The sequence below is a fragment of the Hydrogenophaga sp. genome, from assembly GCF_018780385.1.
Lineage (GTDB): Bacteria > Pseudomonadota > Gammaproteobacteria > Burkholderiales > Burkholderiaceae_C > Hydrogenophaga.
In genome coordinates, this window is the sequence record NZ_JADMJO010000085.1 from 30,371 (window position 1) to 43,285 (window position 12,915).

Annotated in this window: 8 protein-coding genes; 2 read left to right on the top strand and 6 right to left on the bottom strand. The window is 67.2% G+C overall.

The window, feature by feature from the left end; translation table 11 throughout:
- Positions 1–3 precede the first annotated feature (3 nt).
- From IV113_RS20815 to purL, 6 genes are all read right to left on the bottom strand, one after another.
- The gene (locus tag IV113_RS20815; RefSeq protein ID WP_291088966.1) at positions 4–753 is read right to left on the bottom strand and encodes an alpha/beta hydrolase; all 750 of its coding nucleotides are present in this window, start codon (positions 751–753) and stop codon (positions 4–6) included.
- A gap of 57 nt (positions 754–810) precedes the next feature.
- The gene (locus IV113_RS20820) at positions 811–1,356 is read right to left on the bottom strand and encodes a hemerythrin domain-containing protein (protein ID WP_291088969.1); all 546 of its coding nucleotides are present in this window, start codon (positions 1,354–1,356) and stop codon (positions 811–813) included.
- 99 nt (positions 1,357–1,455) lie between these two features.
- Positions 1,456–2,904: a toll/interleukin-1 receptor domain-containing protein gene (locus IV113_RS20825; RefSeq protein ID WP_291088972.1), complete on the bottom strand. Its 1,449-nt coding sequence runs from the start codon at positions 2,902–2,904 to the stop codon at positions 1,456–1,458.
- Positions 2,905–3,045: 141 nt separating this feature from the next.
- A complete protein-coding gene (locus tag IV113_RS20830) occupies positions 3,046–4,020 on the bottom strand; it encodes a DUF808 domain-containing protein (protein ID WP_291088975.1) in 975 nt (324 codons plus the stop codon).
- A gap of 27 nt (positions 4,021–4,047) precedes the next feature.
- Positions 4,048–4,866, bottom strand: a complete 819-nt coding sequence (locus IV113_RS20835; RefSeq protein WP_291088977.1) for a phytanoyl-CoA dioxygenase family protein — start codon at positions 4,864–4,866, stop codon at positions 4,048–4,050.
- A 157-nt stretch (positions 4,867–5,023) separates the two neighbouring features.
- The gene (purL, locus tag IV113_RS20840) at positions 5,024–9,139 is read right to left on the bottom strand and encodes a phosphoribosylformylglycinamidine synthase (protein ID WP_291088979.1); all 4,116 of its coding nucleotides are present in this window, start codon (positions 9,137–9,139) and stop codon (positions 5,024–5,026) included.
- Between the two features lie 122 nt (positions 9,140–9,261).
- Here purL and map point away from each other — a divergent pair, with 122 nt between their 5' ends.
- Complete coding sequence (map, locus tag IV113_RS20845) at positions 9,262–10,089, top strand: type I methionyl aminopeptidase (RefSeq protein WP_291088982.1); 828 nt, start codon at positions 9,262–9,264, stop codon at positions 10,087–10,089.
- Between the two features lie 4 nt (positions 10,090–10,093).
- On the top strand, positions 10,094–12,805 hold the full coding sequence (locus IV113_RS20850) for a [protein-PII] uridylyltransferase (RefSeq protein WP_291088985.1): 2,712 nt from the start codon (positions 10,094–10,096) through the stop codon (positions 12,803–12,805).
- Positions 12,806–12,915: the final 110 nt, after the last annotated feature.

The following is a 12,915-nucleotide window of genomic DNA, read 5'->3' on the forward strand; positions in this document are numbered from 1 at the left end:
ATCTCAGGCGCTGGCGTGGATGTTCCGCAGGATCTGGCTGAGCGCCGCGGGTTCGCTGACCATGGGATCATGGCCGGTGGCCATCTCCACCACGTTCCAGCCGGGCTCGCTGCGCACCCGCACGCGCGACGGGGCGATGGTGGCCAGCGCAGGCTGGATGCAGTCGATGAAGGTGCGGGGCAGCGCGTCCACCCGCGCGGCATTGAAGGCCAGCGGCTGCAGGTACAGGCGGAAGGGCTGCGGTGTCTGGCGCCGGTTGACCCAATCCCGGTCGGCGCCGCTCAGGCCAAACACGGCGGCATCGGGCGGCGGAAAGCTCAGACCGCCGCTGGGTTTCGACGCCTCGGTGCGCGTTTGCTTCGTCTCGGCTGAGTGGTGGCTGCTCCAGCTGTCGCCCGGGTATGGCAGCGCGGCATCGAGATACACCAGGTGTGCCAGCAGGCCGGGGCGCTCGCGCTGCAGGCGGTCGGCCACACCGGTGATCACCATGCCCGCGTAGCTGTGCCCGACCAGCACCACGCGCTGCAGCTCTTCGGCTTCGATCAACCCGATCACGTCCTGGATGTGGGTGTGCAGATCGATGCCGGGCGACATCAAATGGGCGCGTTCACCCACGCCGGTGAGCGTGACGGCGTGGCTGTCCACACCTGCACTGCGCAGCAGGGGCAGCACCCGGCTCCAGCACCAGGCGCCATGCCAGGCGCCGTGCACGAGCACGATGGAGGTGGTCGCGGGGTCGGTGGCTGAGGTCAAGGGCAATCTCCAGTGGTTGGGAATTCCACCGGATTCTGCCCTGCGCGCGCCGGCGTGTCAGATGTAGGCGGTCGGTTGCCGCACGTGCTTCATGTGCAGCGAGAGGCCGAGCGCTGCCATGTGGTTGCTGTTGCGGCCGAGGATGGTCTCCGACAAAGGCAGGAACTCCGTTTCCTCGTAGCCCGCGTGGGCGGCATAGGCGGCCACGAGCTGGTGCAACTCGTCGACATCCAGGTCGGCATCCTGGCCCTTGCCCACGCGCTTGAGCGCTTTCTCCAGACCCTTCCAGAGCGATTCAATGGCGCGATGCTCACGCGTGAGGCGTTCGGTCATGTGCTGCACATGGTCGCGCTCGGCGCCCGCCTGGGCACTGGCCAGCACGGCTGGAAACAGGTCGCGTTCCTCGTCGAGGTGGTGCTCGAAGATCGCTTCGCGAAAGAACGCCAGCGAGTCCGCGGCGATCTGGCGCGCCTGGGCAGCGGGCTTCAGCAGGGCCGGCAGGCCGTCGAGCGCCTTGAGGCGTTTGAGGATGCCGACATGGCAGTCGGTGAAGGTGCTCAGCGGCGCATTCTCGCCATGCGTGGGGTGGGCTGGGGTGGCCATGGTGTCTCCTTGGCGGAGCACCGGGCGAGTCCCCGGCGCATGGAGCCAGTCTAGGCAGACCACCGCCCGGCGCATTGACGCAGGTCAAGCGGTGGCGGTTCAGCGGTGCGCCACCAGTTCGAACAGATCTTTCTCGATTTCACGGTTGGCCGCGCTGATCACGCGCCGCTGCATCTTCACGTAGCGCTTGACCTGAGGCGCGTACCAGACGAGGTAGTGGATGCGCACCGGCTCGATCGCCGCCTGGGTGGCGCCACCGGTGGCACTGCGGCTGCTCCAAACCTCGACCTTGAAGGCCTCGAAGGTGCCTCCCGGCACGTTCACTGTCTCGCGCCCCAGCACCTTGGCCTGCGAGTGCCACTGGCCCCAGGTGTCCACGTCCGGGGTCGCGAAATCACTCAGGGCGCCCAGGGTGCTCAGGTCACGGAAGGCGCCGAGATAGGGGCTGTACTCCAGACCAAGCTGATCCCACTTGAGAAATCCGGGGCGGCCGCCCATGGCGCGGCGCGAGTCACCGACGACGCGCGCTTCGGCATCGGCACGCAGCGCGTCCGTCACGAGGCCATCGCGCATCGATTGCACCGAAATCACGATGTCGCGGCGGGGGCTGGTGGGCCATTTGCCACTGGTGCGGTAGGTCCAGCTTTCGCCCGGTCGCGGTAACGCAACGTTGACCGGGCTCGCGACGTCCGGGCTGCGTGCAGGGGCTGCGGCCACCAGGGCTGGCGCGGACTCTGAAGGACTCTCTCGCGCCGCTGCCACCTGCGCGGTGGGCCGCGACGCCGCCAACGCAGGTGACCTCACTGGCGCCGCTGCGACCACCACCGGTGCTTCGGGTGGTGGGGTGGTCGCTGCGGTCAGCATGGGTGTAGAGGACAACTGGCGCGCAGGCTGGTCCTCGCCCCGCAGCCCCACCCACACGGACGCCCCCAGCACAACGGCTCCCGCACCCGCCCCCAACAGCCACCCACCGCGCCTGGCTGACGAACTCGCAGACGAAGCCGGCAAAGGCATGCTGGCAAGGGCCAGGGGTTCACGCTGCACCTCGGGCAGGTCGCCCGGCACGGTGATCCCTGTGTCCGCCCGCTGCCCGAGCATGATGTTGAGTGCCCGTATCAGTTCGCGCGTGGACGCATCCCACTGCTTGTGGCTGATCTCGATGGCTTGCCGCCGCGCCAGCGATTTGAGTTCTTCGGGCAGTTCGTCTGCGCGCGGCATGAGTGCGCCGCCCACCAGCACCGGCACCACGCGGATCTCGCGCTCCAGCGCCACGCGGGTTTCCAGGCGCACAAAATCGTGGGGGTCGTCGAGTCGCCGGCGCCCGGTGGGGTCGGTGGTGCTCAACCATTCGTCACCGATGACGACCATGAGAACCTTGCAGGAGCCCACCGCCTTCTCGATGGCAGTGACGAAGTCGGTGCCGAGTTCGATGCCCTCGACATCCATGAACACCCGCTCGGCACCGAAGTGCGCGGACAACCGGTCATAGAGGCGCCCGGCATAGCCAGCCGAATCGTCCCTGCGGTAGCTGATGAAGATCCCGTCCATGTGGCGAAGACCCCAGGTGTCACCGCCAGGCGGTGCGGTGTCCGGTGTCTGGTCCAGCGAGCGCCAAGGCGCCCGGACCGACCGGATCATTCTAGGACGCTACCCCGGCGCTTGCCATCCCCAGCCGGGGGGACATCGGGCTCAAGCCGCCTTGGGCTTGCTGCCGCGCAAACGGCCGATGAGGCCCACCACGAGCAACACCACAGCGCCGGCCACCACGCCGACCAGCGCCCCGGCCAGGTTGGTCACCACGGGCGCGACCCAGCCCAGGCCCGCGGCGAAGTCCTCGATGCCATGGCCCACCGCCGGCACACCGTGCACCAGGATGCCGCCGCCCACCAGAAACATCGCGGCGGTGCCCACCACCGAGAGCGTCTTCATGAGCCAGGGTGCCGCGGCCAGAATGCCGCGCCCGATCGCCTGCTTCCAGCCCTGGATCTGCTGGTTGAGGTACAGACCCAGGTCGTCGAGCTTGACGATGCCGGCCACCAGGCCGTACACGCCCACGGTCATGAGCAGCGAGATGCCCACCAGCACGGCCACGCGCTGGCCCATGCTGGCAGCCGCCACGGTGCCCAGGCTGATCACGATGATCTCGGCCGAGAGGATGAAATCGGTGCGCACCGCGCCCTTGATCTTCTCCTTCTCGAAGGCCACCAGATCCACGTTTTCGTCGGCGACGGCCTCCAGCAGCTTGGCGTGCTCGGCCTCGTCTTCAGCCTTGTGGGCGCCGAAGGCATGCACGAGCTTTTCCACCCCCTCGTAGCACAGGAACAATCCGCCGATCATGAGCAGCGGCGTGATCGCCCAGGGCGCCACCACGCTGATGAGCAGTGCTGCCGGCACCAGGATCGCCTTGTTGATCATCGAACCCTTGGCCACCGCCCAGACCACCGGCAGCTCCCGGTCAGCCTTCACGCCGGTGACCTGCTGCGCGTTGAGCGCGAGGTCGTCGCCGAGCACGCCTGCCGTCTTCTGGGCGGCCAGCTTGGTCATCACGGCGACGTCATCGGCCGCGGCCATGCCCTGGCGGGCCGCGACCTTGGTCATCACCGCCACATCGTCGAGGATGGTGGCGATGTCGTCGATCAACAAAAGCAAGCTGCTTCCGGCCATGGGTCGTTTCCTTGGGAATGGGTGGTGTCAGGGCACAGGCCAGACGGGTGGGAAAAGCGGATCGTCAAGAAAGGCGCCATCGGCCATGCGCTCGGTCAGGCCGGGAAACGGGGGAGAGGTGCGCCAAGGCCGAGGGGCGTGACGCGCATCGTCGCCCAGGTAGCGTGCAGAAAACACCCGCCGCCGCTGCCCCGGCCCGACCCCGCTGGAGGCGTGCAGGCTGAGCATGTGGAAGGCCACGCAGTCGCCGGGCTCCAGCGCCCATGCCAACTGGCGGAAGCGCTCGGGCTCGGCGTCGATCGCGGGCAGCTCGGCCAGCGTGCCTTCGGGGAACCACCGGGCCTGCTGGTCGCGGAAGGTGCGCGGCATGTACCAGGTGCCCGCGTGCGAACCGGCCACGAAACGCAGCGTGCTCGCCAATGGCACCGGGTCCACGGGAATCCAGAAGCTCACGTTCTGGCGGCCGCTCACGTTGTAGTAGGGCTGGTCCTGGTGCCAGGGCGTGGGCTGGCGCGTGCCCGGTTCTTTCACCAGCAGGTGGTCGTGGTAGAGCCGCGCGCTGCGGCTTTGCATCAGTTGTGTCGCGATGTGCGGCAGGGCCGAACCGCTGAGGATCTGCTGGTAGGCCGGGTTGTCCTGCCAGGTGCAGAAGTCCTCGACGAAACGGCCCGGGTCGTCGGGCTCGCTGGCCACCAGGGCAAGCGGGCTCAGGTGCGCGAGGTTGTGCTCTATGCCGCGTTCGAGCAGGGCCAGCTCAGGGGCGTTGAAGACGCCGCGCAGCACCACGGCGCCGTCGCGGGCGTAGTCGTGGACCGCGTCGCCATCCAGTTCGAGCGTGCGTGGCATGGGTTGCTCCTGTCAGCCAGCGAGACCCGCCACGAGCGAAGCAACGCCGCACCCAGGGACACCGAGGGTCCGGCTTCGCCGGCCCCAGGTGTCGCCCCCCTCCCGCCGAAGGCGAGAGAGGGGGGAGGCGCCGAAGGCGGCGCGGGGGGTGTTCATCTCACCCCACCCACTTGCGCGCGTTGCGCCAGAGACGCATCCAGGCGCTGTGGGCTGCCGGGTCCTGGTCGGTCCAGCTCATCTGGATGTTGCGGAACACGCGCTCGGGGTGCGGCATCATGGCCGTGAATCGACCGTCGGCCGTGGTCACGGCCGTGAGGCCGCCCGGGCTGCCGTTGGGGTTGAACGGGTAGGCCTCGGTGGCCGCGCCGGTGTTGTCGGTGAAGCGCATCGCGGCAATCGCTTTGGCTGCGTCGCCGCGGTGGTGGAAATTGGCATAGCCCTCGCCGTGGGCCACCGCGATCGGCAGGCGGCTGCCGGCCATGCCGGCCAGGAACAGGCTGGGCGAGTTGAGCACTTCCACCATCGACAGGCGCGCTTCGAAGCGCTCGCTCTGGTTGGTGGTGAAGCGCGGCCAGGCCTCAGCGCCGGGAATGATGTCGGCCAGCTCGGCAAACATCTGGCAGCCGTTGCACACACCCAGACCAAACGTATCGGTGCGGGCGAAGAAGGCCTTGAACTGGTCGGACAGCGCCGGGTTGAAGGTGATGCTGCGCGCCCAGCCAATGCCCGCGCCCAGCGTGTCGCCGTAGCTGAAGCCGCCGCAGGCCACCACACCTTTGAAATCGGCGAGCTTCGCGCGACCGGTCTGCAGGTCGGTCATGTGCACGTCGTAGGCCTCGAAGCCGGCCTGCGTGAAGGCGTAGGCCATCTCGACGTGCGAGTTCACGCCCTGTTCGCGCAGGATCGCGACCCGCGGCCGCGTGAGGTTGAGGAACGGCGCGGCCACGTTGTCGGTGAGGTCGAAGCTCAGTGTCGTGTGCAGCCCCGGGTCTTCGGGCCGGCCTGCCGCCCCGTGCTCTGCATCAGCGCAGACTGGGTTGTCGCGCTGCTGGTTGATCTTCCAGCTCACGCTGTCCCAGACCTGGTACAGGTCGAACAGGTCGGCAGAGAACACGGCCTTGGTGTCGCGCCAGATTTGCAGTTGACCTTTGCCCGCGTCCATGGCCGAGCTGGCCGGGCGCGTCTTGCCGATGAAGTGGCTGTGTTTGGACAGGCCGTGCTCGCGCAGGGTCTGCATCACGGCGTTGCGGTCTTCGGTCTTCACCTGCAGCAGCACGCCCAGCTCTTCGCTGAACAGGGCCTTGAGCGTGAGTTCCTCGCGCCGCGCGCTGACCTGGCCGGCCCAGTTCTTGGCGTCGCCCATCTCGGCGCGGCTGTCGCTGATGCCGTCGCCCTCGGTGACCAGCAGGTCCACGTTGAGCGCCACGCCCACGTGGCCGGCAAAGGCCATCTCGGCCGCGGCGGCCAGCAGTCCACCATCGCTGCGGTCGTGGTAGGCCAGGATCTGGCCTTGCGTGCGCAGCGCGTTGACCGCGTTCACCAGGCTGATGAGGTCTTGCGCATCATCAAGATCAGGCGCTTCACCACCGCCCTGCCCCAGCACCTGGGCCAGCACGCTGCCGCCCATGCGGTGGTGGCCTTTGCCGAGGTCGATCAGCACCAGCGTGGTGTCTTCGAGGGCGTTGTTGAGCTGCGGCGTGAGCGTGCCACGCACGTCGGCCAGCGTGGCGAAAGCGCTCACGATCAGGCTGACCGGCGAGGTCACCTTCCTGGTCTCGTCGCCCTCTTGCCACTGCGTGCGCATGGACAGGCTGTCCTTGCCCACAGGGATGGAAATACCCAGCGCCGGGCAGAGTTCCATGCCGACGGCTTTCACCGTTTCGTACAGCGCGGCGTCTTCGCCCGGTTCACCGCAGGCGGCCATCCAGTTGGCGGAGAGCTTCACGCGCGGCAGTTCGATGGGCGCGGCCAGCAGGTTGGTGATGGCCTCGGCCACCGCCATGCGGCCCGAGGCGGCCGCGTCGAGCGCGGCCAGCGGCGTGCGCTCGCCCATGCTCATGGCTTCGCCCGCGAAGCCTTTGAAGTCGGCCAGGGTCACGGCGCAGTCGGCCACCGGCACCTGCCAGGGGCCGACCATCTGGTCGCGGTGCGACAGGCCGCCCACGGTGCGGTCGCCGATGGTGATGAGGAAACGCTTGGAGGCCACGGTGGGGTGGCTCAGCACGTCGATCACGGCCTTCCGCAGGTCCACACCGGTGAGGTCCAGGGGCGCCGGCGCGCGGGCCAAGGTCTTGACGTCGCGGTGCATCTTGGGCGGTTTGCCCAGCAGCACGTTCATGGGCATGTCGACCGCCATCCCCGTTCGGGCTGAGCCAACTTCCGTTCGGGCTGAGCCTGTCGAAGCCCCTCCATCGGTGTTGGCGAGCCCTTCGACAGGCTCAGGGCGAACGGGGGTGTCGTCAGGGAAAACGGGAATGTCGGCCAGCACCAGTTGGCGTTCTTCGGTGGCGACGCCGATCACGGAAAACGGGCAGCGCTCGCGCTCGCAGAAGGCCTTGAAGACCTCCAGCGATTCGGGTGCGATCGCCAGCACGTAACGCTCCTGGCTTTCGTTGCACCAGATTTCCTTGGGCGCCAGGCCGCTTTCTTCCAGCGGCACGGCGCGCAAATCGAAGCGCGCCCCGCGTCCCGCGTCGTTGGTCAGTTCGGGGAATGCGTTCGACAGACCGCCCGCGCCCACGTCGTGGATCGCCAGAATGGGGTTGTTGGCGCCTTGCTGCCAGCAGTGGTTGATGACCTCCTGCGCGCGGCGTTCGATCTCGGGGTTGCCGCGCTGCACGGAATCGAAATCGAGCGAGGCGGCGTTGGTGCCGGTGGCCATGGAGCTGGCCGCGCTGCCGCCCATGCCGATCTTCATGCCCGGGCCGCCGAGCTGGATCAGCAGCGAGCCGGCCGGGAACTCGATCTTTTTCGTCTGCGTCGCGTCGATCACGCCGACACCACCGGCAATCATGATGGGCTTGTGATACCCGCGCTGCACGCCGTCCACAGCGAGCTCGTACTCGCGGAAGTAGCCCAGCAGGCTCGGCCGGCCGAACTCGTTGTTGAAGGCCGCGCCGCCCAGCGGGCCCTCGGTCATGATCTGCAGCGGGCTGGCGATGTGCTCGGGCTTGCCGCCCGGCTGGTCGGTCAAACCGCCCCAGAGTTTGGAGACGGTGAAGCCGGTCAGGCCGGCCTTGGGCTTGGAGCCGCGGCCGGTCGCGCCCTCGTCGCGGATCTCGCCGCCCGCGCCGGTGGATGCACCGGGGAACGGGGAGATCGCGGTCGGGTGGTTGTGGGTTTCCACCTTCATCAGCACGTGGTGCGTGGCTGTTTCTGCCGCATAGGCGGGCGAGGCCTCACCGCCCGCGCGCGCCACGAAACGTTCGACCACGCTGCCTTCCATGATGGAGGCGTTGTCCGAATACGCCACCACCGTGTGCTGGGGCGCGAGCAGGTGGGTGTGGCGGATCATGCCGAACAGGCTCTTGTCCTGCGCCACGCCGTCGATGGTGAACTGCGCGTTGAAGATCTTGTGGCGGCAGTGCTCGCTGTTGGCCTGCGCGAACATCATCAGTTCGACGTCGGTCGGGTTGCGCTTGAGGCCGGTGAACGCGGTCACCAGGTAGTCGATCTCATCAATGGCCAGGGCCAGACCCCAGTCGGTGTTGGCGCGCTCCAGCGCCGAGCGGCCACCGCCCAGCACATCCACCTGCTCCATGCTTGATGCGTGCAGCTCGGTGAACAGGGCCTGGGCCTGGCTGCGGTCGAGCGAGACGTTTTCCGTCATGCGGTCGTGCAGCAGGTCGGCCACAGCGCGCAGCTGCTCGGGCGAGAGGCTGGCTTTGCCCAGCAGGCCGCTCTTGAGCTGCAGGCGGAATTCCACCAGCCGCTCCACCCGGTGCAGCGCCAGCCCGCAGTTGTGCGCAATGTCGGTGGCCTTGGAAGCCCAGGGAGAGACCGTGCCCAGGCGCGGCATCACCAGCAGGGCCGGTGCGCCGGCGGCTTCGAGCTTGCCGTGCGCCTGGGTGGCGGGTTCACCGTAGGTCAGAAGTTCACCCACACGGGCCACCAGGGCCGCATCGGGCTCGCCGTCGAAGGCGGCCAGGTGCACGAAGCGGGCCGAGAGGCCGGTGATTTTGTCGGAGAGGGCTGCCAGACGGGGCAGGAGTTGCTGGACTTTGAAGTCGCTGATGGCATTGCCGCCATCAAAAGTGCGCAGGTGCAGGGACACGTTGGGAGCCTGAGGTGCGTAGACCCGGGGGTTGGGCGGAGCGCCGATTTTACCCGCGTGGCCCGCCCAGTCATCGCCGCCGATACCCTGCGCCGCATGGCCCGGTGGGATAATCTGCGTCCATGAGCATCACCTACAAAGACGAAGCGGGCATCGAAGGCATGCGGGTGGCTTGCCGCCTGGCCTCCGAAGTGCTGGACTACCTCACGCCGCTGATCCAGCCGGGCGTGACCACCCTCGAGATCGACCGCCTCGCGGCCGAGTTCATGAAGCAGCAGGGCACGGTCTCGGCCACCATCGGCTACCAGCCCAGCGGTTACCCGCCCTACCCGGGCCACCTCTGCACCTCCATCAACCACGTGGTCTGCCACGGCATCCCCAACGAGAAACCGCTGAAAAAAGGCGACATCCTCAATGTGGACGTCACCGTCATCAAGGACGGCTGGTTCGGCGACAACAGCCGCATGTACCTGATCGGTGGCGAAGCGGCCTGTTCGGTGCAAGCACGCCGGCTGACCCAAGTGACTTATGAAGCCATGTGGAAAGGCATCGTGATGGTCAAGCCGGGCATCCGCCTGGGCGACATCGGTCATGCCATTCAAACCTTTGCCGAAGGCAATGGCTTCTCGGTGGTGCGTGAGTTCTGCGGACACGGCATCGGCCAGAAGTTCCACGAAGACCCCCAGGTGCTGCACTACGGCCGCCCGGGCACGCTCGAAGAACTCAAACCCGGCATGACCTTCACCATCGAGCCCATGATCAATGCCGGCAAGCGCGACATCAAGGAAGCGGGCGACGGCTGGACCATCGTCACGCGCGACCGCTCGCTCTCGGCCCAGTGGGAACACACCGTGCTGGTCACCGAAACCGGCTACGAGGTGCTCACCTTGTCGGCCGGCAGTCTGCCACCGCCGGCCTTCGTGAAGCCAGCGGCCGCCGTGGCCGCCTGAGCCCATGGACGCCCCTCTGGCGCCGGCGGGCGACATCGGCGCGCTGCGCCTGCGTTACCGCGGCGACAAGACCGCCCTGTTTGCGCTGTTGCGTGATCAGGGCGCGTCCACCCGTGGCGTGCGCCAGGCGCTGCAGCAGCTTTCGCGGCTGACAGACCAGACCCTGCGCGAACTCTGGGGCCGGGCCGGTTTCGGCACCGGGTTCTCCTTGATCGCAGTGGGAGGCTATGGCCGCGGCGAGTTGTTCCCCTTTTCCGACGTGGACGTGCTGGTGTTGCTGCCCGATGGTGCGCAGCCCGACGAAGATGCCGAGCTCAAGAGGCGGCTTGAAGGTTTCATTGGCGCTTGCTGGGACCTCGGCCTGGAGATCGGGTCGAGCGTTCGCTCGGTGAGCGACTGCGTGGATGAAGCGGCCAAGGATGTGACGGTACAGACCTCGATGCTCGAGAGCCGCCTCATCTGTGGCAGCAAAAACGCCTTCAACCGCCTGGTGACGCACCTCGGCGAGACCATGGACCCCAAGGCCTTCTTCGTGGCCAAGACGCTGGAGATGCGCCAGCGCCACACCAAGTACGAAAACACCCCCTATTCGCTGGAACCCAACTGCAAGGAGTCGCCGGGTGGTCTGCGCGACCTGCAGATCATTTTGTGGGTGTCCAAGGCTGCCGGCCTGGGCCGCAGCTGGGACGAGTTGGCCCGCAAAGGCCTGGCCACGCCGCTGGAAGCGCGCCAGATCAAGGCCAACGAGGCCCTGCTCAGCCTGATCCGGGCGCGACTGCATCTGCTGGCCAACCGACGCGAAGACCGCCTGGTGTTCGACCTGCAGACCGCGGTGGCCGAATCGTTCGGTTTCAAGGCGCAGATCCCCGCCGTCATCACCGCCGGCCCCTCGGGCCAGCCCCACACGGCCCCCATGGCCAGGGGCATACGCCGCGCGAGCGAGGCGCTCATGAAGCGCTACTACTGGGCCGCCAAGGCCGTGACCCAGCTCAACCAGATCCTGCTGCTCAACATCCAGGAGCGCCTGCAGGACGACATGGCCGGCGTGGATCGCCTGCGGCCACTGAACGCGCGCTTCTACGACAAGGGCGGCATGCTCGAAGTGGTCAGCGACGACCTGTACGTGCAGCAGCCGCACGCGATCCTGGAGACCTTCCACATCTACCAGACCACGGTGGGGATCAAGGGGTTTTCCGCGCGCACGTTGCGCGCGCTCTACAACGCCCGGCCGGTCATGAACGCGCGCTTTCGCGCCGACCCGGTCAACCGCAAGCAGTTCCTGCAGATCCTCCAGGAGCCCGAGGGCATCACCCATGCTCTGCGCATGATGAACCAGACCTCGGTGCTGGGCCGCTACCTCTGGGTGTTCCGCCACATCGTCGGCCAGATGCAGCACGACCTGTTCCACGTCTACACGGTCGACCAGCATATCCTGATGGTGTTGCGCAACATGCGCCGCTTCTTCATTGCCGAACATTCACACGAATACCCGTTCTGCTCGCAGCTGGCCGCCGGCTGGGACAAGCCCTGGATCCTCTACATCGCAGCGCTGTTCCACGACATCGCCAAGGGCCGCGGTGGTGACCATTCGGACCTGGGCGCGCGCGACGTGCGCACCTTCTGCCACCAGCACGGCATCGACCGCGAAGACATGAAGCTGATCCAGTTCCTTGTCGCCGAACACCTCACCATGAGCCGCATGGCGCAGAAGGAAGACCTGAGCGACCCGGACGTGATCAGCGCATTCGCCCAGCGCGTGGGCAACGAGCGTTACCTCACGGCGCTGTACCTGCTCACCGTGGCCGACATCCGCGGCACCAGCCCGAAGGTCTGGAACGCCTGGAAAGGCAAGCTGCTCGAAGACCTGTACCGCTACACATTGCGAGCGCTTGGCGGCCGTGCGCCCGACCCCGGTGCCGTGATCGAAGGCCGCAAGCGCGAGGCGCTCTCGATGCTGGCGCTGCATGCTTTGCCGCACATGGCGCACAAGGCGCTGTGGGACACGCTGGACGTGAGCTACTTCATGCGCCACCAGGCCGACGAAATTGCCTGGCACACGCGCGTGTTGACCCGGCAGATCGCACACACCGCCACCAAGGCGGCCGGCAAACCGGTGCCCGAAGGCGACATCCCGGACCGTGCCATCGTGCGCGCCCGCCTCTCGCCCGAGGGCGAAGGCCTGCAAGTGCTGGTGTATGCACCCGACCAGCACGACCTGTTTGCGCGCATCTGCGGTTATTTCGACAGCTCGAACTTCAGCATCCTCGATGCGCGCGTTCACACCACGCTCACCGGCCATGCGCTCGACACCTTCCAGGTGGTGGCGCCCACGCTCTCCGATCACTACCGCGAACTCATCGCCATGGTGGAGAACAACCTGGCGCAAACCATCGACGAGTGCGGACCATTGCCCGCGCCCATGAAGGGCCGGCTCTCGCGCCGGGTCAAGAGTTTCCCCGTCACGCCGCGTGTGGATCTGCGACCCGACGAGAAGGCCCAGCGCTGGCTGCTGTCGGTCTCGGCGAGTGACCGTGCTGGTCTGCTCTACGGCATTTCACGTGTGCTGGCGCGCTACGACATCAACGTGCAACTGGCCAAGATCACCACCCTGGGCGAGCGGGTGGAAGACACGTTCCTCATCAGCGGCGCGCAGTTGCAGATGAACAAGCGGCAGATCGAGATCGAGACGGAACTGCTGGAGACGCTGGAGGGCTGAGATATTTCTCTGGCTGTTCCGGTTCGTTCCGGCTGCTCCGGTCATCGGCGGCCATGGGGCACGGCTCCGCGAATGTCCCCCGGTGGCCTGCGGCCACCTCCTCCTTGATT